The sequence below is a fragment of the Pseudomonas sp. NPDC089996 genome (genome assembly GCF_044748405.1).
Lineage (GTDB): Bacteria > Pseudomonadota > Gammaproteobacteria > Pseudomonadales > Pseudomonadaceae > Aquipseudomonas.
This window is the reverse complement of sequence record NZ_JBIVGA010000029.1, coordinates 1-23,925: the sequence shown is the minus strand read 5'-3', so window position 1 is coordinate 23,925 and position 23,925 is coordinate 1. Positions and strand designations below refer to the sequence as shown.

Annotated in this window: 23 protein-coding genes and 1 pseudogene; 12 read left to right on the top strand and 12 right to left on the bottom strand. The window is 63.5% G+C overall.

All coding sequences use genetic code 11. The features are described from left to right. A pseudogene (locus ACIPW4_RS27005) lies at positions 1 to 486 on the top strand (type IV secretion protein Rhs); the annotation flags it as partial. 364 nt (positions 487 to 850) lie between these two features. On the opposite strand, the gene ACIPW4_RS27000 reads toward ACIPW4_RS27005, so the two are convergent. From ACIPW4_RS27000 to ACIPW4_RS26990, 3 genes are all read right to left on the bottom strand, one after another. Further along, positions 851 to 1,807: an endonuclease gene (locus ACIPW4_RS27000; RefSeq protein WP_400663680.1), complete on the bottom strand. Its 957-nt coding sequence runs from the start codon at positions 1,805 to 1,807 to the stop codon at positions 851 to 853. Between the two features lie 193 nt (positions 1,808 to 2,000). After that, entirely contained in the window at positions 2,001 to 2,327 is a 327-nt protein-coding gene (locus ACIPW4_RS26995; protein ID WP_400663677.1) for an AzlD domain-containing protein, read from the bottom strand. Continuing rightward, positions 2,324 to 3,043, bottom strand: a complete 720-nt coding sequence (locus ACIPW4_RS26990; protein ID WP_400663674.1) for an AzlC family ABC transporter permease — start codon at positions 3,041 to 3,043, stop codon at positions 2,324 to 2,326. The genes ACIPW4_RS26995 and ACIPW4_RS26990 overlap by 4 nt, the downstream gene beginning before the upstream one ends. Positions 3,044 to 3,150: 107 nt before the next feature. Here ACIPW4_RS26990 and ACIPW4_RS26985 point away from each other — a divergent pair, with 107 nt between their 5' ends. The 5 genes from ACIPW4_RS26985 (at position 3,151) to ACIPW4_RS26965 (ending at position 8,554) form a co-directional block, all read left to right on the top strand. Continuing rightward, positions 3,151 to 4,029: a LysR family transcriptional regulator gene (locus ACIPW4_RS26985; RefSeq protein WP_400663671.1), complete on the top strand. Its 879-nt coding sequence runs from the start codon at positions 3,151 to 3,153 to the stop codon at positions 4,027 to 4,029. Positions 4,030 to 4,189: 160 nt separating this feature from the next. Further along, positions 4,190 to 5,188, top strand: a complete 999-nt coding sequence (locus ACIPW4_RS26980) for a diguanylate cyclase (protein WP_400663668.1) — start codon at positions 4,190 to 4,192, stop codon at positions 5,186 to 5,188. A gap of 170 nt (positions 5,189 to 5,358) precedes the next feature. Beyond that, positions 5,359 to 6,672, top strand: a complete 1,314-nt coding sequence (locus ACIPW4_RS26975) for a glycosyltransferase (RefSeq protein ID WP_400663665.1) — start codon at positions 5,359 to 5,361, stop codon at positions 6,670 to 6,672. 2 nt (positions 6,673 to 6,674) lie between these two features. Next, complete coding sequence (locus tag ACIPW4_RS26970) at positions 6,675 to 7,856, top strand: DegT/DnrJ/EryC1/StrS family aminotransferase (RefSeq protein ID WP_400663662.1); 1,182 nt, start codon at positions 6,675 to 6,677, stop codon at positions 7,854 to 7,856. Beyond that, positions 7,853 to 8,554: a WbqC family protein gene (locus ACIPW4_RS26965; RefSeq protein WP_400663659.1), complete on the top strand. Its 702-nt coding sequence runs from the start codon at positions 7,853 to 7,855 to the stop codon at positions 8,552 to 8,554. The genes ACIPW4_RS26970 and ACIPW4_RS26965 overlap by 4 nt, the downstream gene beginning before the upstream one ends. Positions 8,555 to 8,557: 3 nt before the next feature. Here the strand turns inward: ACIPW4_RS26965 and ACIPW4_RS26960 are convergent, their stop codons facing one another. The 5 genes from ACIPW4_RS26960 to ACIPW4_RS26940 are packed head-to-tail and all read right to left on the bottom strand — an operon-like array spanning position 8,558 to position 12,435. Next, entirely contained in the window at positions 8,558 to 9,286 is a 729-nt protein-coding gene (locus ACIPW4_RS26960; protein ID WP_400663657.1) for a class I SAM-dependent methyltransferase, read from the bottom strand. A 2-nt stretch (positions 9,287 to 9,288) separates the two neighbouring features. After that, positions 9,289 to 10,068, bottom strand: coding sequence for a phytanoyl-CoA dioxygenase family protein (locus ACIPW4_RS26955; protein WP_400663654.1), 780 nt, complete (start codon positions 10,066 to 10,068; stop codon positions 9,289 to 9,291). A gap of 7 nt (positions 10,069 to 10,075) precedes the next feature. Next, the gene (locus tag ACIPW4_RS26950; RefSeq protein WP_400663651.1) at positions 10,076 to 10,855 is read right to left on the bottom strand and encodes a class I SAM-dependent methyltransferase; all 780 of its coding nucleotides are present in this window, start codon (positions 10,853 to 10,855) and stop codon (positions 10,076 to 10,078) included. Then, on the bottom strand, positions 10,848 to 11,771 hold the full coding sequence (locus ACIPW4_RS26945) for a hypothetical protein (RefSeq protein WP_400663649.1): 924 nt from the start codon (positions 11,769 to 11,771) through the stop codon (positions 10,848 to 10,850). The genes ACIPW4_RS26950 and ACIPW4_RS26945 overlap by 8 nt, the downstream gene beginning before the upstream one ends. A gap of 7 nt (positions 11,772 to 11,778) precedes the next feature. Next, complete coding sequence (locus ACIPW4_RS26940) at positions 11,779 to 12,435, bottom strand: acetyltransferase (protein ID WP_400663646.1); 657 nt, start codon at positions 12,433 to 12,435, stop codon at positions 11,779 to 11,781. A 116-nt stretch (positions 12,436 to 12,551) separates the two neighbouring features. Between ACIPW4_RS26940 and ACIPW4_RS26935 the strand changes: the two genes are divergently transcribed. The 3 genes from ACIPW4_RS26935 to ACIPW4_RS26925 all read left to right on the top strand — a co-directional run bounded on the left by ACIPW4_RS26935 (position 12,552) and on the right by ACIPW4_RS26925 (position 15,076). Continuing rightward, the gene (locus ACIPW4_RS26935) at positions 12,552 to 13,403 is read left to right on the top strand and encodes a phytanoyl-CoA dioxygenase family protein (RefSeq protein WP_400663643.1); all 852 of its coding nucleotides are present in this window, start codon (positions 12,552 to 12,554) and stop codon (positions 13,401 to 13,403) included. Positions 13,404 to 13,490: 87 nt separating this feature from the next. Then, positions 13,491 to 14,357, top strand: coding sequence for a hypothetical protein (locus tag ACIPW4_RS26930; protein ID WP_400663640.1), 867 nt, complete (start codon positions 13,491 to 13,493; stop codon positions 14,355 to 14,357). Continuing rightward, entirely contained in the window at positions 14,354 to 15,076 is a 723-nt protein-coding gene (locus tag ACIPW4_RS26925) for a TylF/MycF/NovP-related O-methyltransferase (RefSeq protein WP_027921127.1), read from the top strand. The genes ACIPW4_RS26930 and ACIPW4_RS26925 overlap by 4 nt, the downstream gene beginning before the upstream one ends. Positions 15,077 to 15,154: 78 nt before the next feature. On the opposite strand, the gene lpdA is transcribed toward ACIPW4_RS26925, so the two are convergent. The 4 genes from lpdA to ACIPW4_RS26905 are packed head-to-tail and all read right to left on the bottom strand — an operon-like array spanning position 15,155 to position 20,098. Further along, a complete protein-coding gene (gene lpdA / locus ACIPW4_RS26920) occupies positions 15,155 to 16,534 on the bottom strand; it encodes a dihydrolipoyl dehydrogenase (protein WP_400663637.1) in 1,380 nt (459 codons plus the stop codon). 2 nt (positions 16,535 to 16,536) lie between these two features. Beyond that, complete coding sequence (locus tag ACIPW4_RS26915) at positions 16,537 to 17,805, bottom strand: dihydrolipoamide acetyltransferase family protein (protein WP_400663634.1); 1,269 nt, start codon at positions 17,803 to 17,805, stop codon at positions 16,537 to 16,539. After that, positions 17,806 to 18,864 carry an alpha-ketoacid dehydrogenase subunit beta gene (locus ACIPW4_RS26910; protein WP_400663631.1) on the bottom strand — a complete coding sequence of 353 codons (1,059 nt, stop codon included), beginning with the start codon at positions 18,862 to 18,864 and terminating at the stop codon, positions 17,806 to 17,808. It abuts the gene before it with no gap. 1 nt (position 18,865) lies between these two features. Continuing rightward, positions 18,866 to 20,098, bottom strand: coding sequence for a 3-methyl-2-oxobutanoate dehydrogenase (2-methylpropanoyl-transferring) subunit alpha (locus ACIPW4_RS26905; protein ID WP_400663628.1), 1,233 nt, complete (start codon positions 20,096 to 20,098; stop codon positions 18,866 to 18,868). A gap of 197 nt (positions 20,099 to 20,295) precedes the next feature. On the opposite strand from ACIPW4_RS26905, the gene bkdR reads away from it, so the two are divergent. From bkdR to ACIPW4_RS26890, 3 genes are all read left to right on the top strand, one after another. Further along, positions 20,296 to 20,781: a Bkd operon transcriptional regulator BkdR gene (gene bkdR / locus ACIPW4_RS26900; protein ID WP_400663626.1), complete on the top strand. Its 486-nt coding sequence runs from the start codon at positions 20,296 to 20,298 to the stop codon at positions 20,779 to 20,781. Positions 20,782 to 21,105: 324 nt separating this feature from the next. Next, entirely contained in the window at positions 21,106 to 22,347 is a 1,242-nt protein-coding gene (locus ACIPW4_RS26895) for a glutamine synthetase family protein (RefSeq protein ID WP_400663683.1), read from the top strand. 126 nt (positions 22,348 to 22,473) lie between these two features. Then, a complete protein-coding gene (locus ACIPW4_RS26890) occupies positions 22,474 to 23,817 on the top strand; it encodes an MFS transporter (RefSeq protein ID WP_400663623.1) in 1,344 nt (447 codons plus the stop codon). The last annotated feature ends 108 nt before the right edge of the window (positions 23,818 to 23,925 follow it).

Genomic DNA, 23,925 nt, shown 5'->3' with positions numbered 1-23,925 from the left:
GAGCGTTATCAGGACTGCTCGGGCAAGAGCACCTACTACCGCTACGACGAGCGTCAGCACCTGGTGGCGGTGACCGATGCGCTGAACCAGACCACTTCGCTAGAGCGCAAGCCGGACGGCGAAGTGCTGCGCATCAGCCATCCAGACGGCACAAAGGAAAGCTTCACCTACAACGTCCACGGCCAGGTGCTGAGCCACACCGACGGCAAAGGCCAGACCATCCGCCTGATGCGCACCGCCCGCGGCTTGCCCAGCAGCCGCGAGGATGCCAAGGGTCAACGGGTACGCTACGAGTACGACAAGGCCGTGCGCCTGACAGCGCTGGTCAACGAGAACAATGCGACGTACAGCTTTGCCTACGACGCCTCGGACCGGCTGAGCGAAGAGGTGCGGGTGGACAACCTGACCCGGCGCTTCAGCTACAACGTCGGTGGTCATCTCACTCGGCTGGATGAGATTGGTTACGGCGAAAATGCCGAGCGCCCTGCCCACGTACGGCCACCATGACGGTGCTGCGTAATTTTCTCGATCGGGTTCTCACACCCGGTCGCCGGAGCGACCCGAAGACGTTATCCGTGAGAGGTTTCCCCGACAACAGCGATACTTCAGCACCTGGCGTAGGATAATTCCCAAGCATGCTGGTTTTGAAGCATTTGGTTTCAGGTTCGGAAATGTCTTACAGGTGAGGGTTTGGAGGGGTAGGGCGGGGGAATGGGTCAGGGCTACCAGGTGCTCGTCACAACATCTTCAGCGCCTATGAGATCGAGCGCCGCCCGCGCGGCGCTCGATCTCACAGGCGCTGAAAATGTTGTGGCGAACACCTGTAAGCCATCACACAATCCAAATGCCGTTACTTGCAATTCCCCGCCTTGCGATACCCTGCCGCCACCGCCTCGGCCTCATTGCCAAAAGGCACCTGGTTCTTCTGCGAAACCTGGCTGTACCCCGGGCAGCCGCTGGCCAGGTGATACACATGGCTATTGCGGTTGCCCAAAACCGCACCACCGGCCGCTGCACTCGCCAGCGTTGGCTTGGCCGCCGCTTTCGCCGCCGTAGCCGGCACCACGGCCGCACCCTGCGGCGTATACCCCAGCGCCCACTTGCGCTCACCGGTCACGAACGGGTTGTTGTGCCCCATGATCGCGGCAATCCGCTGATCACGCTGTTTCTCCCAGGCGCTCACCGGGTACTGCTTGTCCCAGGCCATCAGCACCTGCTGCTGCTGGCGCGACATGCTCAGTTTGTAGCGATCGAACATGTAGAACGTGGTGCGCGCCACCAACCCCTTGACCTCGTTGCGCGGTTCGGCGGTTTTCTGCTGGAAGTCGACCTTGGTGGTGCACTGGCCATACTGCGGTGCAACCCCGGAGACCATGCCGTAGTTGAAGTTGCTGCGGTCACCGTTTACTTCGCCCACGGACGGGTAGAGGTTGAACAGGTTGGCCTCCATGGCACGGAAGGTCGGGTCGCTGTCGACGCACTGCTCGCGCCCGCCGTTCTGCCAGCACTGGCGCTGGTGGCCGAAAGTCCAGGCCGGGACGATGTGCTCCCACTCGGTACGCTCGGCACGGGTTTTCAGCTTGCGGGTTTCATAGCCACAGGACTTCAGGTCGACCCGGCCGCCGGACTTGCCGACCCAGGTCCACTTGCAGCCACAGTACAACTCGCCCATGGCACTGCTGCCCTGGTCTTGGTAGATCTTTTGTTTGGCGACCACCTTGGCTTCGGTAAAGGTGGCGGGCGGATTGGCGAAGGCAGCGGGAATGGCGGCGAGGGCGACTACAACGGCGCAAAGCAGTTTCTTCATGAAAATAGATCTTAGGCTTACAAAAAAACGCGATTATACGACTTGCACCCGCCAATGCTGCAGGAATAACTGGCCCGAAACAGATGTGGGAGCCGGTCTTGCCGGCGATGCGCCGCGCGGGCGGCGCTCGATCTCACAGGCGCCGAAAATGTCATGGCAGGCACCTGCCCGCCACAACGCCATCCTCAGCCGATCACCCCAGCCAATACTGCAACCCCCACAACACCCCCATCCCCACCGCCAGGGTCAGCAACGTACTGCGCGTACGCCAGGCAACCACTCCGGCCGCCACAGCCGCCGGTATCTGCGGATTACCCCAGTCAATCCCGGGCTGGCCAGCCTCGAACACCACCGCCGGCAACACCAGAGCCGCCAACACACTGGCCGGCACATACACCAGCGCCCGGCGCAGCATCGGCGGAATGCGCAAGGCACCGTAGAACTCGATGAACGACAGACGTATCGCAAAGGTGCCCAGGCCAATCAGGACAAAGGTGATCCATGGGTTCATGTCGATCATGGCGCCTCCGCTGCCACACCTGCGCCCCTGCGCAATTGTTCGATGGCAAGCCCGCTCGCCACACCGCCCAGCGAGGCCACCAGCAAGCCAAGGTTGTAGGGCAGGTCGTGTGCCAGCACGGCCAGCCCGCCGCCAACCACTGCGGCGCCCAGCGTTGCCGGGTTACGGATGCCCGGCACTAGCAGCGCCAGGAATGACAGCGGAATGGCAAAGCCCAGCGACCACGACGCCGGGATGCCGCTACCCAGGTACACGCCGGCCAGCACCGCCAGGTTCCAGCCGAGCCACATCGGCAGGGCGGTCCCCAGGTAGTAGGGGAAGGCAAACCTGCCCAGGCCACTGGCACCAAACTTCAGGCTGCACAGGGCAAACGACTGGTCGGAGAGTAGGTAGGACAACGACCAGGTCTTGCGTCGCGGCAGGTCGCTCAGATGCGGGGCCAGCGCAGCGCTGTACATCAGAAAGCGCAGGTTGATCACCAGTGCGGTAACCACCATGGTCAGGGGCAGCGCGCCGCTCTGCAGCAGCTGCAGCACCACCATCTGCGCGGAGCCGGAATAGAACAGCAAGGTCATGCCCATCGCGTCGAGCGGCGACATGCCCATGCCGATGGCCGTCACCCCGGTGATCAGGCCGAAGGGCACCATGCCGGTCATGAGAGGCAGAACCGCGCGGACACCCTCGGAGAATGCGTGCATCGCGCTTTTGTAAGGCATATCGGTTCCTTGAACATTCGCCAGGCTCGCTCAAGGTAAAACCGGTATCACTTGGTAACAACTCAGATTTCTGGAATATTAGGCCTAAAAAAAATAGGCCTGAAACCATGTCGCTCGACTCACCCACCCGGCACACCCTGCAGCTCAATGCCCTGCGCGCGTTCGAAGCCTCGGCGCGGCTCGGCGGTTTTGCACGGGCTGCGCATGAGCTGAAGGTCACGCCGGGGGCGATTGCGGCGTTGATCAAGACCCTGGAAACCCAATACGGCGCAGCCTTGTTCGAGCGTCATGCCAAAGGCGTGCGTCTGACCCCATTGGGCGAAAGCGTGAAGACCCCGTTCACCGCAGCCTTCGATGCGGTGGAAGAGGCTGCGCGCACCCTGCGCCGGCTGGCAGCTCCGCAGCGGGTGCATATCGTCACCTCGCCGGCACTGGCGCAATTGTGGCTGGGGCCTCGGCTGCCGAAGCTGACCGAAATGCTTGCACCCATCGAGATCTCGGTGACGGCGGTCGATGAAGCGCCCAACCTCAAGCGCAGCCCGTTCGACCTTTGCCTGTTCTATGTCGAACGGGTCGAGCGCGGCCAGCGCAAGCTCGCCGATGAAGACATCCTGCCGGTGTGCAGCCCTGCATTGGCCGCGCAGATCAGCGCGCCCGTGGACCTGGCCGGCGTGCGCTGCATCAAGGATGTCGGTTGGCAGGACTGGGACGTGTGGTCGGCGGCGACGTTGCCCGAGCAGCAGTTCGTGGCCCGAGGCCCTGGTTTTTCCCTTTATTCGATTGCGGTGCAGCAAGCCTTGCTGGGCGCCGGCGTGCTGATCGGGCGCAGGAGCCTGATTCAGCCGTATCTGGACAGTGGCGAACTGCTCGCGCCCCTGGCCCGCTCGGTGCCGCTCGGGCTGAGCATCGCGGCCTGGCGCTTGCCTGGCGCCACGAGCAACCCGCGCGTGGCGGCGGTGGAGGAAGCATTGACACGGTTGGCCTAAGGGGTGGCCAGAAAAATAGGACGTTCGGGCTATTCCGGTCGTCGGCCGCCAGGCATATGCTTGCCTGTCAGCGCAAGCACATTGCCGCCTGCGGCAAATACAGGCACTGCCGGCAGCACCTTGACCGGGGCGCAGTTGCTGGACACCAGGGAGAGCGTCCATGAGTCAGGAAGCACTGCCGGCACCCGCCGGCTTCAGTGAACAGCAACTGGCCACGCTGTTCGCCTTGATCAGCGATGGTATCTGGGACTGGAATGCCAATACCGGCTACGTCTATCGCAACCCTGGCTGGTACGCCATGCTCGGCTATGAAAGCCATTCCAAGGCCAACACCGTGCTGACCTGGGAAAGCGTGATTCACGCCGAGGACTACCCACGGGTGATGGCGCATTTCGAGGCCTACATCAACCAGCGCAACGAGCACTATCTGATCGAGTACCGCTGCCGCTGCCACGATGGCAGCTACCTGTGGATCGAGGACAGTGGCCATGTCATCGCTCGCAACGAGGATGGTTCGGTGGCGCGCATGCTCGGCGCGCACCGCAATATCGATGCTGGCAAGCGCCTGGTGGCGCAACTGGAGCAGAAGAACCACTCGCTGGAAGCCCTGGTGGCCGAGCGCACCCGCGAACTGTCGTGGGTCAACCAGCAGTTGCAGCGCCAGCTCGACGAAAACCGCATCCTGGCCGAGCGCGATGCGCTGACGCGGATTGCCAATCGCTACCGGCTTGAGAAGACCTTGCAGCAGGAGTGCGAGCGCGCCAGGCGCTTCCGCCAGCCGCTGGCGCTGATTGCCATGGACCTGGATGATTTCAAGCCGATCAATGACCGCCATGGCCATGCCCGGGGGGATGCGGCGTTGGTCCAGGTCGCCGACAACCTGCGTACCCGCCTGCGCGAACTCGACCTGCTGGCGCGCTGGGGCGGCGATGAATTCGTCATGGTGCTGCCGCAGACCACGCTGGGCGAGGCGCTCGACCTGGCGGGGCAGTTGCGTCGGGGGATGGAGCGGCTGGAGCCGGTGGGCGATTACCGGCTGACCATGAGCTATGGCGTGGTGCAGTGGCAGGAAGGGGAGGGCCAGGAAGCGCTGTTGGCTCGGGCCGACAAGGCATTGTACCGGGCCAAGGGCATGGGAAAGAACGCCATCTGCGAATGAATCGATGCCTCGGGCCGTCCGTAGGGGCGGCCTTGTGCCGCGTATGGGATTTGGCGATCATGCCGGTGGCATGCTGATGTCTTTCGACATTCACAGTCATGCTCGGAAGATTGCGGCCGATACAACGGTTGCTGCAGTACGTTCCTGATGATCCCTTCGAAGCGAGCACCATGCCCCCCATCTACTTGAATCTAGGTTGCGCCGATCGCCCACGCCCGGGCTTCATCAATATCGATCTGGATGCCGTGGGCGCTGACGTGCAGTGGGCGCCGGGCCAAGCTTTGCCATGGGAAAGGGGTGAGCTGGCAGGGATCTACTGTGCCCACTTTCTGCAGCGGCTGGGGCGCAACCAGGCGATCCGCCTGCTGCACGAATGCCGCCGGGCACTGCAACCGGGTGGGGTGATCCGCCTGGTCTGCACCGACCTCAAAGCGTTGATCGACGATTACCTGGGCAATCGCAGCCACCCCGAAGCCCCGGGTATCGGGCGGAGCGAGTGGTTGAATACGGCCCTGCGCCAGCACGCCTGGACCTTCGACGCCGAAGAACTGACACAGATCTGCACGATGGTCGGCCTGGAGCCCGTGGCTGTCAGCGAAGCGGGCATCAGCTGCGATCCGCAACTGAGTGGCCTGGACGCTGCGCTGCCAGGGCAGCTGGTGCTGGAGTTTCGCAAGACCCAGCGGCAGCTGGCGGCAGATGCCCAGCCACTGGTCAGCATCGTCATGCCGACCTACAAGACCGAGCACCTCTACGATGCCTTGGGCAGCGCGCTGAACCAGACCTACCGTAACCTCGAAATCCTGGTGTGCGACGACTGCCCGACCGATGAAATCGAACGGATATGCGCCGACCTGGGCCAGCACGACCCGCGTGTGCGCTACGTGCGCAACCCGGATGCCGGCAAGGACATCGGCCGCCTCAACCACGTGCTCTGCCTGAAAGAGGCGCGCGGCGAGTTCATCAAGTTCCTCAACGACGACGACCTGCTGGACCTCGAGTGCGTGGAGCGGATGCTCGACAGCTTCCGCCGCTACCCGGACGTCACCCTGGTGACCTCCAAGCGCCAGCGCATCGACCAGTACGGGGAGCCACTGGCGGATATCGCCGCGACCCAGGCCCCGGTGGCAGAGGACTCGCTGATCGAAGGCCTGTCGCTGGGCACTGCCCTGATGCAGTCGCAGATCAACTTCGTCGGCGAACCGAGCACAGTGATGTTCCGCCGGGCCGACATGCTGGAGATTACCCCGGACTTCATGTCGGTCGACCAGCAACCCATCGCCTGGGCCTCGGACGTGGCGATCTTCCTCAACCTCGCCCTGCGCGGCAACACGGTCTACCTGGTTCAGCCGCTGAGCAGCTTCCGCATCCACGGCGAGCAGTGCCAGGTGCTTTACGGCGCCGCTGCCCAAGGTGAATCCCGGCGCTGCTGGGCGATCATGCGCGACTTCTGGGCGCGGCACGCGTTCGACCAGGCGATCTGATCATGGCCAAGCATGCCCAAACCCGCAAGACATGGGAGCAGCCATCGGCAGCGTCCGCGCCAGCCAGCGATCGGCAGGCGGTTTACGTGACCCAGCCGGCGCTGCCTGAGCTGGAGGCATTCCTGCCTTACCTGCAGGAAATCTGGGACAGCCACATACTGACCAATGGCGGCAGCATGCACCGGCGGCTGGAAGCGGCGTTGTGTGCGTACCTGGGTGTCGAACACATTTCGCTGTTCTGCAACGGTACCCAGGCATTGATCACCGCGCTGCAGGTGGCCGGGCTCAGCGGCGAGGTGATCACCACGCCGTACTCCTTCGTCGCTACCGCGCATTCATTGCTGTGGAACAACCTGACCCCGGTGTTCGTCGATATCGACCCGCACACCCTGAACCTCGACCCGGCGCGTATCGAAGCGGCCATCACCGAGAAAACCACGGCGATATTGCCGGTGCACTGCTACGGGTACCCCTGCGATGTCGAGGCGATCCGCGCCATCGCCGAGCGCCACGGCTTGCAGGTGATCTACGACGCTGCCCATGCGTTCGGTGCGCAGGACGCCAGTGGCAGCCTGCTGCGCCACGGCGACCTGGCGATCTTGAGTTTTCACGCGACAAAGGTGTTCAGCACCTTCGAGGGCGGCGCCATCATCTGTCGCGACGAGGCGACCAAGCGGCGCATCGACCAGCTGAAGAACTTCGGCCTGTCTGCCGACGGCACTACCGTGGAAGTGACCGGCACCAACGGCAAGCTCAGCGAGATCCATGCGGCGTTCGGCCTGCTGCAATTGCAAGGCGTGGATGAAGCGCTGGAGAAGCGTCGGCGCATCGACCAGCGCTACCGCGCCGGCCTCGCAGGCATAGCGGGCATCCGCTGCATTCAGGGAGTGGGCGAGACGGTCGGCAACCATGCGTACTTCCCGATTCTGGTAGAGCCCGAATTCGGGGTTGGGCGCGACGCGCTGTTCGCCCACCTGGCGGCCCACAATATCCATGGCCGGCGCTATTTCCAGCCTTTGATCAGCGGGCTGCCGATGTACCGCGAGTATCCGTCGGCCAGCCCGGCCAACCTGCCGGTGGCGCATCAGAGGGTGGAGCAGGTGATCTGCCTGCCGATCTATCCCGACCTCGACGACGCCACCGTCGACTTCATCATCGGCCTGATCGCCGGAGCCGCCGCATGAGCGCCTTGGCGATCATGCAGCCTTACCTGTTCCCCTACATCGGCTACTGGCAACTGCTGCAGGCTGCGGACCGTTTCGTGGTCTACGACGATGTGAACTACATCGTTCGAGGCTGGGTCAACCGCAACCGCATCCTGATCAACCAGGCGCCCGGGCTGATTACCCTGCCGCTGTTGCAAGCCTCGCAGAACCGCAAGATCAACGAAATCGACATTGCCCCCGCTGCCCAGTGGCAACGGCGCATGCTGCGCTGCGTGGAAATGGCCTACCGCAAGGCACCCTGCTTCGATCAGGTGTTCCCGGTGATCGAGGGCATTCTCGCGCACCCGGACAACAACCTGGCGGGCTTTCTGACCCATCAGATTCAGGTGCTGGCCGGCTTCATGGGCCAGACGGTACAGATCGTCAGCAGTAGCCAGGGCTACGGCAACGCCGGGCTCGCGGCGCAGGAGCGGATCGTGGATATCTGCCGCCAGGAAGGCGCGGCCCGCTACATCAATGCCCAGGGCGGGCGATCGCTGTACGAGCCGGCCAGGTTTGCCGATGCCGGCATCGACCTGCGCTTCATCGGCATGCGTGCGCTGCCTTATCGGCAACGCGGTGAGGGCTTCACGCCCTACCTGTCGATCATCGATGCCCTGATGGAAGTCGGCCCCGAGGGCATCGGGCCGCACCTGGCGGCCTACGATTACCTCTGAGGCTCAGGCTTCGCAGACCACGTAGACGCTTGCGGTGAGGTCCGGGTACTTCATGCCCATCTTGTAGCAGCCGTCGAAAAACGCCTGGTCGATGATGCCGGCGCGCAAGGCCGCATCGAACTGGAAGTTGGCCATCGGCTTGAACAGGATGCCGCCACGCTGGGTGACCTGAAAGCCGGCCTGCAACGCTTCGTGCTCCAGTGTGTCGAGGCTGTAGGTGCAGCGGTGGCCATGCTGGCGCTCGCCATCGGTCACCGCCGCATTGAAGTCGATCAGCCCCATGCCCACCGCGATCTGCCTTGATGCCGCATTGGCATTGGGCACGACGATGAACAACCGGCCGCCCGGCGCCAGCCACTCGCGCACTTTTTTCAGCACTGGCTGCGGCTCGCTGAGGTGTTCGAGGGTGTGGATCAGGAAGATGTTGTCGAAGCGCTGCTCAAGGATGGCGTCTTCGAACTGCCCGAGGATGAAGGTTGCCCGTGTATCGGCCACGTTGCGGCGGGCGATCTCGATCAGCTCGGAGGCGCCTTCGAGCACGGTCACGTCGTCGAAGACCTGTAACAGCTTCTTGGTGAATTCACCGTGGTAGCAACCCATTTCCAGGGCATTGCCCGGGCGGAACTGGCCGCTCAGCGCCTTGATCATGTAGTCGCGGTGGATGTAGTCGAAATCGTAGGCGTACAGGCGGTTTTCCGTGTCCTGGTACTCGGTGTTCAGGTCGCGTGACATGGTTAACCCTGGTTGGAGTGGTACATGCGCCTGGCCGGTGGCTGGTACCACTCGTCCAGTGTCGCGGGCACCCGCGCGTTGTAGCCGATGACCTGGCGGATCATCGGCTCGAGGTCTGGCCCAAGGTCATAGCCCAGGGCCCGCGGGTAGTCGAATTGCTGCTTCATGAACGGCTTGGAGAACATCGGCGTGACCGAGCGGCGTAGCTGATCGGTCAGGTTGCTGCCGCCGGCATGCCAGACGTTGGAATTGAACATCAGGATGCTGCCGGCCGGGGCGATGGCCTGTTCGGCGTGTGCCCTGAAGTAGTCGTCGGTCGGTTTGTCTGCAACCTTGTGCGAGCCGGAAAGCATCCAGGTCGCCCCGTTGTCGGCCGTGAAGTCGTCGAGCATCACCAGCGTGTTCAGCAGCAGTGGCATGTCGCCGGAATAGGAGCGGATGTCCCGGTGAACGCGCTGCGCGTAAGACTGGCTGGCGCGGGTGTTGATGGCGCCACCGAAGGAGTTGAGGATGAACTGGCCGGCGAAGTAGCGCTCGATGAAGGCGTAGATCGGGTAAGCCTTCAGGCAGTCGAGAAAGCTGTCGAACTGGCCGATCAGGTGGTGCACCGTGTTGCTGGTGTCCTGGTCGATGCCATTTCTGACCTGGTAGTCGCGGCAGATGGCGTAGGCCTTGTGGATGTCTTCACGCATCTGCCCGACGATGGCGGCAGGGATGGCGTTTTCGAAAATCACCCAGCCCTGCTGCGCCATGCGCAGGTCGAACGCCTCAAGGGATATCATCGCGGCCTTACCTGATCGTGACGATGCATTTGGAGGGGTACAGCTCGCACTTCTCCAGGCTGTATTCGGCGGGGCTGAAGACTTCCTTGAAGGCCAGTGCTTCGCCTGGCGATTCTGCCCAGGTCAGTTCGTCCATCAGCAGCACGCTGCCGCTGACCAGATGTGGCTTGATCGCCTTGAGCGCTGCCAGGGTCGGCTCGTACAGGCCCATGTCGAAGTAGGCGAACGCAACGATGGCCGAGCCATGGGTCTTGAAGAACTCCGGTGCTGTCTGGCACACATCTCCTGCAACCAGCTGGTGCACGCCGCGCTTGTGCCCGAGCACGTTGTTGCCTTCGTGCACTTGCAGCAGTTCGTTCAGGTAGTCCTTGTAGCTGGCCTTGGTCGAGTAGGAATTTTCAACCCACACGCCACTTTCCTTGCGGTCCTTGTCGCCCGGTGCGCTATAGCCTTCGAAGGTGTCGAAGCCGACGATCTGCCGCTGCTTGTTGAACGGCTCGTACATGGCCCGCAGGTTTTCCAGCAGCACCAGGTTATGGCCGTACCAGGTGCCGAATTCGCAGATCATGCCGGGGATGTGCTTGAAACGCTTGTACAGGTCGCTCAAGACGATGAACTTCACCAGCACCGAGCTGCGGGTATACAGGCCGATGTTGAACAGCACGTCATCGTCCGACAGCGGGCTGTTCAGGTACAGGTCGCGCAGCTTGTCACGGAAGGCGTACTGCAGGTCCGATGCGGTGGATTCAAGTTTGTAGACGTCGTCTTGCAGCTGTTCGTTACTCATCATCACTCCACTGGGCCAGGCCGAAGCCGCTGGTCCCGAAACGGTTGCCGTTGTACAGCATGTAGGTGTGCCCGTTGCTCTGGAAGATGAACGGGTAGCAGGTCATCAGCGAGTCCCAGCCTTCGGCCGACGGCGCGATGCCCTCATCGTCATGGCGGGTCCAGGCTCGGCCGTCGGGCGACTCGGCGTAGCGGATACGGTAGGCGCCGGCGCCGTCGCGGTAGTCCTGCGAGGCGCGCGAGCAGTACCACATCTTGTACACGCCGTCCTGCTTGATCACGCAAGGGCGCGAGAAGGCTTCGGTGTCGAAGCGCGATTCCAGGCATTGCTCCGGGAAACGGGTGTATTCGAAGCCATCCTTCGATTCGGCGTACTTGATCACGTACAGCGGCTCGTACTTGCCGTCCACCTCCAGCCAGCGTGTGCCGGAGACGTACCACATCTTCCAAAGGCCCTCGTCGAACAGCACGGTGGGCGTCACGGCCAGGTAGGGCTCGGTGGCGGTGCGGTCCATGATCGGGCCTTCGAACAGTTTTTCGAAGTGCAGGCCATCGTCGTCCGAGACCGCCACGCCCATGGCGTTGTGGTAAGGCACGGTCAGCCGCTGGTTCCAGCCGCTGTAGTAAAGGTAGGTGCGGCCCTCTTTCTTCACCGCGTAGCTGGGCATCACGCCTTCGTCATCGAAGGTGCCCGGGGCGCCGAAGCCCAGGCACGGTTCGCGGTGGCGGGCGACGACGGTGCGCGGGTCGTGCTTGTCCAGGTCGACTGCGTAGCACAGGCTCTTGCCGGCGCTGTTGCGGGTGGAGATGAACACCCGAATCACATCGTCCAGCACCAGCGCGGTGGGCACCTGGGCGTGGGAGCCGACCCAGTCGTGGTCGGGGTCGAAGGTTCTGCCGAGTTTTTTCCAGGCCATGCTCTACCTAAAAATCCAGTTCCTGGCTGCTTTTCACTGCGCGCGCGGGGGCGCCGACATAGAGCTGCCAGGGTTGAGTGTCTTTGGAAATCAGCGCACCCATGGCGACGCAGGTGCCTTCGCCGAGGGTGCAGTTGTTGGTGATGGTGGCGTTGACGCCGACCCAGGTGTAGGGCTCGACCAGGCAATGCCCGGACAGCACCACGTGGGAGGCGAAGAACACATGGTCGCGGATTTCGCCATGGTGGCCGATATGGTTGCCGCTCCACAGCACCACGTTGTTGCCGATGGTGGTGAACGGCTGCAGCGTGTTGTCTTCGAGGATGAAGCAGTTTTCGCCGATGACGTTGTCGTTCACCGTGGCATGGGGGCTGACATAGGAAAAGAAGTCATAGCCCTTTTCCTTGCCCTGCAAGTACACCGACTCGCGCAGGCGGTTCATCCTGCGCCCGGTCATGGGCGCGAACAGCGTGTAGCCGGTGCTTGGAAAGTAGTCCTGGAGGGTTTCGAACGGCACCACCGGCAACCCTTCGAACAGTCTCGACTCGGGCAGGTAACGCTCATTCACGGTAAAACCGACCACCTGCACCGAAGGGTCTTTCTTCAGGTAGTAGTGGGCCAGTTGGGCGGTGTCCAGTACCCCGAAAATGACAACTTTTTTCATCATGGCATCCAGGAAGTTCGAGGCCGAGTCAGATCAAGCCGAGCCAGAAGTACGCTGTGTATACTGCCGCCCACGATAGCACCTCCGCTGGCGTTACAAATAAGGGCACTGGGCCGATGGGAAAAATCCTTGATCGACATCAAATCCGCTTCTATCGCGAGCAGGGTTACCTGATTGCCGAGGGCATTTTCGACCCCCTGCACCTCGACGAAACCCTTGCCCACTTCAACCTGGCCTTCACCCAGCAGCTTGATCGCCTCGCGCTGCCTGTTGCCAGTGGCGGCACCCTTGAAGCCTTGCACCAGAACATGGCTGCATTGTTGGGGGCAGACATCCCGCTCTACGTGGCGACGCTGCGCATGTGCTCCAAGCTGTACGGCATTTACCGGTTGATGACCGCCGAGCGCCTGCGCGACGCGGCTGCCGACCTGGGTATTACCACCCCATTGTTCCAGACCACGCCCGTGTTGCACCTGATGTCGAAGAAACTGGTGATCCCGGGGGGCTACCAGGGCTTCGACGTGCACCAGGACTGGACGTCGGTGCAGGGCAGCCTGGACACCATCACCACCTGGATCCCGTTCATGGACATCGACCCGCAGTTGTTCACCATGGAAGTGATGCCCGGTAGCCATCTGCTTGGCCTGCTCAGCGGCGACCAGCAACAGCATGTGCTGCGGGTCGACGAGAAGCACTTCAAGGAAGAAGACTTCGTTCCTGTCTGTGTCGGCAAGGGCGGCGTTTGCTTGATGTCGAACTTCACCATTCATCGGTCTTCTCGCGAAGGCGATGAGCGGCTGCGGATTTCCATCAGCGGGCGTTATGAAAATGCCAGCGAGCCGACGTTCATCGAACGCGAATACCCGTTCACCCAGCAGAAGAGCATGCAGCGCGGCCTGCTGACCGAAAACTTCCCGAGTGTGAAGCAGGTGCGCGACGTGTATGACGTTGCAGGCAAGGGTTTCTGATCGCCGGCGCGCGCAGGCTTTAAAGTTTCCAGCCGGCATGCCGATCACCAAGTCGCATGGGGCTGAACGAGTGCTGAAGGGGCAAGTATGAATCTTTACGTCAACCAGGTGAAAAACAAGCCGGACTACCGGGGCGCGCTGTTCAAGGGCGATATCTTCCTCGAGACCGGCCTTGGCAACGCACATCAGCTGTGCGCCCTGGCCCGGCAGAGCATCACCGCCGCATTCGAGGGTGAAACCGCGCACCAGTCGCTGCACAAGATGATGCCGGTGGAGACCTTCGTCGAGCGCGTCACCGCACTCAAGCGCCAGTTCACCAATGGCCCTGAAGCCAAGGCACTGATCCGCGATTTCATCCGCGAAATCGGTGCCGACCCGAAGGACTACATCTTCGACGTGCCACGGGTGCGTGTGGTCCCCAACTACGACTACCTGCATGCCGGCGTGAGTTACGCCTACAAGCCACACCGTGATACCTGGTATGGCAGCGTCGAAAGCCAGGTGAACACCTGGATGCCGGTGTACAGCATCGAGCCCGAGCAGACCATGATGATCAACCCGGCGTACTTCGAGCGACCGGTGCAGAACAGTTCGGCCCAATGGAGCCTGAACGACTGGATCAACGTGCAGCGGCACAAGGCCTCGCAGAACATCACCGAAGAGACCCGCGTGCACCCGGTACCGCTGGAAGACATCGACACCCGCAGCGAGCTGCGCGTGGCGGCCAACAGTGGCGAGATGCTGATCTTCTCCGGTGCCCACCTGCACGGCACCGTGGCCAACTTCACCGACCAGGTGCGCTTCAGCGTGGACTTCCGCCTGATCCACCTGCAAGACTTGCTGCACAAGCGCGGCGCACCGAACGTCGACAACGGCTGTTCGGACGCAGAGGCCGGCTTCAAAGACTTTTTCAATGCCAGCGACTTTTCGCAATTCCAGGGAGTTAACCCATGACCAAGCGTCGTCTGACCGCTGCCGAGGTCGAGTACAACGAAAAGCGCGCCAGCGTGCTGAGCCGTGTCGATGCCCAATACGTGGCTGATGCGCCGTTCCTGTTCGCCAACCGTATCGCTGTGACTGCTGCGCTGTCGCGCATCGAACTGTTCAAGATGGTCCAGGACATTCCCGGCGCCATCGTCGAGTGCGGTGTGTACAAAGGCAACTCGCTGATGCTGTACATGCAGCTGTCGATGATTCTCGAGCCTTATGCGATCAACCGTTCGATCATCGGTTTCGACACCTTCGGCGGCTTTGCCAGCATCGATGCCGAGCAGGACCCGGCCGACATCAACGAAAGCATGTTCTCCGACACCGACGAGACCTTGATCCAGGACATGATCGATGCCAACGACCTGATCCGTCCGGTCAACCGCATCCCGCGCTGCGAGATCGTCAAGGGCGACATCCTGGAAACCGTGCCGGCCTTCGTCAAGACCCGTCCGGACCTGGTGGTGGCGATGCTGATCCTCGACACCGACCTGTACAAGTCGACCAAGGTGGCGCTGGAAACCTTCCTGCCGTACATGCCCAAGGGTGCGATCGTGGTGCTGGACGAAGTGGCCTACCGCAACTTCCCGGGTGAGACCCAGGCACTGCGTGACGTGCTGGACCTGAACAAGATCGAACTCAAGCGCCTGCCGTTCGATTCGTCGGTGGGCTACTTCCGCGTCTGACGGGCGCCGGCAACCCACGAAAAAAGACCCGCGGCGCCTGGGGCGCAGCGGGTCAAATCGGCTTTCGCCGCTTCAGTGTCAGATATGCAGTGCGTGACCCAGCGCGCGCAGCGCCGCCTCCTGCACCGCTTCGCCCAGCGTCGGGTGGGCATGGATGGTGCCAGCCACATCCTCCAGCCGTGCGCCCATCTCCAGTGACTGGGCGAACGCCGTGGACAGTTCCGATACCGCCACGCCAACTGCCTGCCAGCCCACAATCAGGTGGTTGTCACGCCGCGCCACCACCCGCACGAAACCGCTTTTCGATTCCAGGCTCATGGCCCGGCCGTTGGCGGCGAACGGGAACTGCGCGACGATGCAGTCCAGCCCTTGCTGGCTGGCTTGCTCCGGCGTCTTGCCCGCCACTACCACTTCCGGGTCGGTGAAGCACACCGCGGCAATCGCTGCGGGCTCGAAACGCCGGGCCTTGCCGGCAATGATTTCGGCCACCATCTCGCCTTGCGCCATGGCGCGGTGGGCGAGCATCGGTTCGCCCGCCACGTCGCCGATGGCCCAGACGTTGCGCATGCTGGTCTGGCAGCGCGCGTCGATGGCGATGGCGGCGCCGTTCATCTTCAGGTCCAGGCATTCCAGGTTGAAGCCTTTGCTGCGGGGCCGGCGGCCCACGGCCACCAGTACCCGGTCGGCTTCCAGGCGCAGTTGCCCGCCCTGGCCATCGCTGGCCAGCAGGCAGCCGTCCTCGTAGCCTTCGACGCTGTGGCCCAGGTGCAGGGCGATGCCCAGCTTTTTCAGCGACTCGGCCACGGGTGCAGTGAGTTCGCTGTCATAGGTCGGCAGAATGCGCTCGCGCGCTTCCACCACGCTGACCTGCGCCCCCAGCTTGCGGTAGGCGATGCCCAGCTCCAGGCCGATGTAACCGCCGCCGACCACCACCAGGTGCCTGGGCAGGTCCGTGGGCGCCAGGGCTTCGATGGAGGAAATGATCGGCCCGCCGAGCGGCAGCATCGGCAGCTCGACGCTGCTGGAGCCGGTGGCCAGCAGCAGGTGCTCGCACTGGATGCGCTGGCCGTCGACCTCGACCTGCTTGCCGTCGAGGATCTTTGCCCAGCCGTGAATCACCTTGACCCCGTGCTTCTTCAGCAGCGCGGCCACGCCGGTGGTCAGGCGGTCGACGATGCCGTCCTTCCAGGCCACGCTCTGGCCGATGTCCAGGCGCGGGGTGTCGACGCTGATGCCCAGGGGCGACTGCCCGGCAAAGCGGGCTGTCTGGTGGAACTGCTCGGCGACATGGATCAGTGCCTTGGACGGAATGCAGCCGATGTTCAGGCAGGTGCCGCCCAGGGCCTGGCTTTCGACCAGCACGGTGGGGATGCCCAGTTGCCCGGCGCGGATGGCGGCCACATAGCCGCCGGGGCCGCCGCCGATGATCAGCAGGGTGGTGTCGATAGTCGAAGCCATGCTTACTCCAGGAACAGACAGGCAGGTTGTTCGAGCAGGCCACGCACGGCCTGGATGAACTGCGCGGCATCCATGCCATCGACCACCCGATGGTCGAACGAGCTGGACAGGTTCATCATCTTGCGCACGACGATCTGGCCGTCGATCACCACCGGCCGCTCGACGATGCGGTTGACACCGACGATCGCCACTTCCGGGGTGTTGACCACCGGCGTGCTGACGATGCCGCCCAAGGCGCCAAGGCTGGTCAGGGTAATGGTCGAGCCGCTCAGTTCTTCGCGGCTGGCCTTGTTGCTGCGGGCGGCGTTGGCCAGGCGCGCGATCTCGCCGGCATTGGCCCACAGGCTGGCAGCCTCGGCATGGCGCAGTACCGGCACCATCAGGCCATTGTCACCCTGGGTGGCGATGCCCACGTGCACCGCGCCGTGGCGGGTGATGACCTGGGCTTCGTCGTCGTAGGTGGCGTTGATCTGCGGGAAGTCGCGCAAGGCAACGACCAGGGCACGGACCAGGAACGGCAGCAGCGTCAGCTTGCCACGGCTGTCGCCATGCTTGGCGTTGAGCTGCTGGCGCAGGGCCTCGACGGCGGTGACGTCGATTTCTTCCACGTAGCTGAAGTGCGCGACGCGGCGCTTGGCGTCCTGCATGCGCTGGGCGATCTTGCGGCGCAGGCCGATCACCGGCACCTGCTCGCTGTCGGTGCGTTTGGCATATCCGCTCGGCGCCTGGCCGGCCGCGCTGTGCGGCTTGCTCATGAAAGCGTCGAGGTCTTCGTGCAGGATGCGCCCGGCCGGGCCGCTGCCATGCACGTAACGCAGCTCGATGCCTGCATCAAGGGCTCGCTTGCGCACGGCCGGCGAGGCCAGCGGCTTGTCGCCCGGCTGGCGCGGTACGATCGTTGCCTCAGTGTGGTTTTCTGACGCCTGATACGTGATCGGCTGTGGCGCCATCGCTTCTGGTTTGTGCGCCACGGGCGCACTGTGCGCTTCAACGGGTTTGGCTTGCGGCACGTCCACATGGTTGCCGCTGCCTTCTACTTCAATGCGGATCAGCTCGCTGCCGACCGCCATCACTTCACCTGGCTGGCCACCCAGGGCCAGCACCTTGCCGCTGACCGGCGACGGGATTTCCACGGTAGCCTTGTCGGTCATGACATCGGCCACCACCTGGTCCTCGGCGATGACGTCGCCGACCTTGACGAACCATTCCACCAGCTCGACCTGCGCGATGCCTTCGCCAATGTCCGGCATCTTGATGACGTGCGTGCCCATTCAGACCTCCATGACCCGTTTCAGTGCCGCGCCTACCCGCGAAGGGCCTGGGAAGTAAGCCCATTCCTGTGCGTGGGGGTAGGGGGTGTCCCAGCCGGTGACGCGCTCGATCGGCGCTTCGAGGTGGTGGAAGCAATGCTCCTGCACCAGCGACACCAGTTCGGCGCCGAAACCGCAGGTGCGGGTGGCTTCATGCACGACCACGCAGCGGCCGGTCTTCTTCACCGACTCGACGATGGTCTCCAGGTCCAACGGCCAGAGGCTGCGCAGGTCGATGACTTCGGCGTCGACGCCAGTCTCCTCGGCGGCCACCTGGGCCACGTAGACCGTGGTGCCGTAGGTCAACACGGTGACATCGTTGCCCGGGCGGGTTATTGCCGCCTTGTCCAGCGGCACCGTGTAGTAGCCGTCCGGCACGGCGCTTTGCGGGTGTTTCGACCAAGGGGTGACAGGGCGGTCGTGGTGGCCGTCGAACGGGCCGTTGTACAGGCGCTTGGGCTCGAGGAAGATCACCGGATCGTCGCATTCGATCGAGGCGATCAGCAGGCCCTTGGCGTCATACGGGTTGGACGGCATGACCGTGCGCAGGCCGCAGACCTGGGTGAACATCGCCTCCGGGCTCTGGCTGTGGGTCTGGCCGCCGTAGATGCCGCCACCGCAGGGCATGCGCAGGGTCAGCGGGGAGATGAACTCGCCGGCCGAGCGGTAGCGCAGGCGGGCCATTTCCGAGACGATCTGGTCGGAAGCCGGGTAGAAGTAGTCGGCGAACTGGATTTCCACCACCGGGCGCAGGCCGTAGGCGCCCATGCCCACGGCAGTGCCGACGATGCCGCTCTCGGAGATCGGGGCATCGAACACCCGCGACTTGCCGTACTTGGTCTGCAGGCCTTCGGTGCAGCGGAACACGCCGCCGAAGTAACCGACGTCCTGGCCGTAGATCACCACGTTGTCGTCGCGCTCGAGCATGACGTCCATGGCCGAGCGCAGGGCCTGGATCATGGTCAGTGTGCTGGTGGCCATGGCGGTTTCCGGGTTGATGCTGTTGTTGTGATCGTTCATTTCAGACCCCCAGTTCCTGGCGCTGACGGCGCAGGTGGTCAGGCATGTCCTTGTACACGTCCTCGAACATCGAAGCCGCGCTCGGGATGTGGCCGTTGGCCAGGGTGCCGTACTGTTCCGCTTCCTTCTGCGCGGCGATGACCGCGGCTTCGAACTCGGCCGTGCTGGCCTGGTGTTCTTCCTCGGACCAGTGGCCGGTCTTGATCAGGTGCTGCTTCAGGCGGGCGATCGGGTCGCCCAGCGGGAAGTGGCTCCAGTCATCGGCCGGGCGGTATTTGGACGGGTCGTCGGAAGTGGAGTGCGGGCCGGCACGGTAGGTGACCCACTCGATCAGCGACGGGCCAAGGCCGCGACGGGCGCGTTCGGCGGCCCAGCGCGAGGCGGCGTACACGGCGACGAAGTCATTGCCGTCGACCCGCAGCGAGGCGATGCCACACCCCACGCCACGGCCGGCGAAGGTCGTCTGCTCGCCACCGGCGATAGCCTGGAAGGTGGAGATCGCCCACTGGTTGTTGACCACGTTGAGGATCACCGGGGCGCGGTAGACGTGGGCGAAGGTGAGGGCGGTGTGGAAGTCCGACTCGGCGGTGGCGCCGTCCCCGATCCAGGCCGAGGCGATCTTGGTATCGCCCTTGATCGCCGAGGCCATGGCCCAGCCGACCGCCTGCACGAACTGGGTCGCCAGGTTGCCGCTGATGGTGAAGAAGCCGGCTTCGCGTACCGAATACATGATCGGCAGCTGGCGGCCCTTGAGCGGGTCGCGCTCGTTGGACAGCAGCTGGCAGATCATCTCCACCAGCGATACGTCGCGGGCCATGAGGATGCTCTGCTGGCGATAGGTGGGGAAGCACATGTCGCTGCGGTTGAGCGCCAGCGCCTGGGCGCTGCCGATGGCTTCCTCGCCCAGGCTCTGCATGTAGAAGGACATCTTCTTCTGGCGCTGGGCAACCACCATGCGGCTGTCGAAGATGCGCGTCTTGAGCATGGCGCGCATGCCTTGGCGCAGCACTTGCGGGTCGATGTCCTCGGCCCATGGGCCTTGGGCGTTGCCTTGCTCGTCGAGCACGCGGACCAGGCTATTGGACAGGTCGGCGGTGTCGGCAGCGTCGACATCGATGGGGGGTTTACGGACTTTACCGGCGTCATTGAGGCGCAGGTAGGAGAAATCGGTCTGGCAGCCTGGCCGGCCGGTGGGCTCGGGCACATGCAAACGCAGGGGGGCGTACTCGTTCATGCTTTTTACGCTCGCTCGGGTTTTGTTTTTGTGAGCTCTGAAGCGGCCGCCGCTGAGTGCCGGCTTGTGACTGGCAGGTCAGCGTCAATTACATAGTAGTGACACCTCGGGAGAATTTTTCTCTCAACTTCATTGCCTTTGCCGGGCAGGCCAGATAAACATTCTGCATAAACACAAGAAACCGGTGATTTTGTCTCATGCGCAAACTGGATCGTACCGATATCGGCATTCTCAACAGCCTTCAGGACAACGCACGCATCACCAACGCGGAGCTGGCGCGCTCGGTGAACCTGTCGCCCACGCCCTGTTTCAACCGGGTCAAGGCCATGGAGGAGTTGGGGGTGATCCGCCAACAGGTGACGTTGCTGTCGCCAGAAGTGCTGGGGCTGGATGTGAATGTGTTCATTCATGTCAGCCTGGAGAAGCAGGTGGAAACGGCGCTGCACCGTTTCGAGGAAGAGATCGCCGAGCGGCCCGAGGTGATGGAGTGCTACCTGATGACCGGTGACCCGGATTACCTGCTGCGGGTGCTGTTGCCGAGCATTCAGGCGCTGGAGCGGTTTCTCGATTACCTGACGCGGTTGCCGGGGGTGGCGAATATCCGCTCCAGCTTTGCCCTCAAGCAGGTGCGCTACAAGACAGCGTTGCCGTTGCCTTCCAATGGCATGACCTTGCGCGAATGAGCTGCCGACACTTTCCCTGTAGGAGCGGCCTTGTGTCGCGAAAGGGCTGCGAAGCAGCCCCAGAATCTGTGAGCCACCGCAATACCCTGGGGCTGCTTCGCAGCCCTTTCGCGACACAAGGCCGCTCCTACAAGAGAGCGCAGTACTGCAGGCGGGGTGCTTGATATTTTAAACACCCCAAGCCTATGTTGTTGTCAGCCTATAACAACAAGGACAAGCGTCATGACCACCGCCGCCCACCGCTCGCCTGCCGAGCTCCTCCAGGGCATCGACCAGATCGAATGCGTCACCCCCGACCTCAACGGCGTCCCCCGCGGCAAGGTGATGACCGCCGAAGGTTTCCTCGAAGGCCGCCGCCTGCAGATGGCCCGGGGGGTGCTGCTGCAATGCATCATGGGCGGCTACCCGCCGGCGCGCTTCTACGGCAGCGACGACGGCGACCTGGCGCTGGTGGCCGAACCTGCGCAGATCCACCGCCTGCCGTGGAGCGAGGAGGGCCTGGCGCTGGCCATCTGTGACGCCAACGAACTCGATGGCCGGCCTTCGGGGCTGTCCACCCGGGGGCAGCTCAAGGCAGTGATCGCCCGCTATGCCGCCCTGGGTCTGGCCCCGGTGGTGGCGACCGAGCTTGAGTTTTTCGTCTTCGCCCCCAACACCGACCCGCAGCAACCCTTCCTCCCCCCGGTTGGCAAGGACGGCCGCCGCGAGCTGGGCCATTCGGCGTTCAGCGTCAGCTCCAACAACGGCCTGCGCCCGTTCTTCCAGGAGGTCTACCAGTGCATGGCGGCCCTGGGCCTGCCGCGCGACACCTTCATGCACGAAATGGGCGTGAGCCAGTTCGAGATCAATCTGTTGCACGGCGACCCGCTGCTGCTGGCCGACCAGACCTTCCTGTTCAAGCACCTGCTCAAGGAAGTGGCGCTCAAGCACGGCCTGAGCGTGGTGTGCATGGCCAAGCCGCTGGCGCACACCCCGGGCAGCTCGATGCATATTCACCAGAGCCTGGTGGAGATCGCCAGCGGGCGCAACGTGTTCAGTGACGAGCAGGGCCAGCCGACCGATGCCTTCTACCACTTCATCGGCGGCCAGCAGGCGTGCATGGCCGATTTCACTGCGCTGTTCGCGCCCAACGTCAACTCTTACCAGCGGCTGTGCCATCCGTACGCCTCGCCGAACAATGCCTGCTGGTCCGAAGACAACCGCGCCGCCGGTCTGCGCATCCCGGCCAGTGCCCCGGTGGCGCGGCGTGTCGAAAACCGCCTGCCGGGCGCCGACGCCAACCCTTACCTGGCCATCGCCGCCAGCCTGGCTGCCGGCCTGCACGGCATCGAGCGGCGCCTGCAGCCAACCCCGGCGATCCAGGGCGAGTTCGAGGTGCCGGAGCACCTGAGCCTGCCGTGCACCCTGCATGCGGCGCTGGAACGCCTCAAACTCAGTGCCCTGGCGCGGGAACTGTTCGGCAGCGAGTTCATCGAAGGCTACGTTGCCAGCAAGACCCTGGAGCTGACCGATTTCTTCAACGAGATCACTCCGTGGGAGCGGCGTGTGCTGGCTGCACAGGCCTGATCGCGACACGACCGCTACTGGACGCGCCCCTGTCCTGCTATTTGTCTGGCAGGGGACTGCGCCGTAGCCATTTTGCTTTTATGCTTGCCAGGCCAACGCCACCTGACCAGGAGTTCGACAGGACGTATGCGTAACATCTGGAAGCCCTTTCAGTCGTTGTATTTCGCTGCCCTGATGATGTTGATCGGCTCGGGCTTGCTCAGTACCTACCTGGCGCTGCGCCTGGCGGCCGATCACGTCGACAGCCTGTGGGTCGGTGCGTTGATGGCGGCCAACTACTTTGGCCTGGCACTGGGCGGCAAGATCGGCCACAGGCTGATCGGCCGGGTCGGGCACATCCGGGCCTACACCACCTGCGCCGGTATCGTCTGCGCGGCGGTGCTGGGGCATGGCATGACCAGCTGGCTGCCGGTGTGGGTCGGGCTGCGGATGATCGTCGGCCTGGGGATGATGTGCCAGTACATGGTCATCGAGAGCTGGCTCAACGAACAGGCCGAGGCCAAATACCGGGGCGCGGTTTTCAGTGGCTACATGATCGCGTCCTACCTTGGCCTGGTGCTCGGTCAGCTGATCCTGGTGGTGCACCCGCAACTGGGGCCGGAACTGCTGATGCTGGTGGCCATGTGCTTTGCCCTGTGCCTGGTGCCGGTGGCGATGACCCGGCGTATCCACCCGGCGCCGCTGCGCCCGGCACCGATGGAGCCCAAGTTCTTCATCAAGCGCGTGCCGCAGTCGCTCAGTACGGTGCTGGGTTCGGGCCTGATCGTCGGTTCGTTCTACGGCCTGGCACCGCTGTATGCCTCCAGCCAGGGCATGTCGACCGAACAGATCGGTCTGTTCATGGGGTGCTGCATCTTTGCCGGTCTGCTGGTGCAGTGGCCGCTGGGCTGGCTGTCCGACCGCTATGACCGGGCGCTGCTGATCCGCAGCGTCGCCGTGGGCCTGGCGCTGGCTTCGGCACCGCTGGCGTTCCTGCCGAGCGTGCCACTGGAAGCGTTGTTCGGCATCGGCTTCGTGATTTCGCTGCTGCAGTTCTGCCTGTATCCGCTGGCGGTGGCGTTTTCCAATGACCACGTCGAGAGCGAGCGGCGGGTGTCGCTGACCGCCATGCTGTTGGTCACCTATGGCGTGGGTGCCTGTATCGGGCCGCTGGCGGCGGGGGTGCTGATGAAGGTGTTGGGGGCGCAGATGCTGTATGCCTTCTTCGCGTTCTTCGCCCTGGTGCTGGTATGGCGCATTCGGCCGAAGGCGGTTACCGGGTTGCACCAGGTGCAGGATGCACCGCTGGGCCACGTGGCCATGCCGGCCGCCGGTTCGCCGTTGTCGGCGGCGCTCGACCCGCGGGTGGATGAGCAGACCGTGCAGGAAGTGATGCAGGCGCCGGTGGCGGCGGAGGATACCGAGGATGAGCAGAAGGCTGAGCCGGTTGCCGAGGCCCGGCCTGAGGATGAGGTGAGTAAATCGGTGTAAACCTGCGCCGGCCTCTTCGCGGGCAAGCCCGCTTGTATGGTAGGACTTGAAGGGAGGAGGAGGGACATAGCTCGCTTCTGACTGTTCGCAGCAGTACAGACCGTGGGA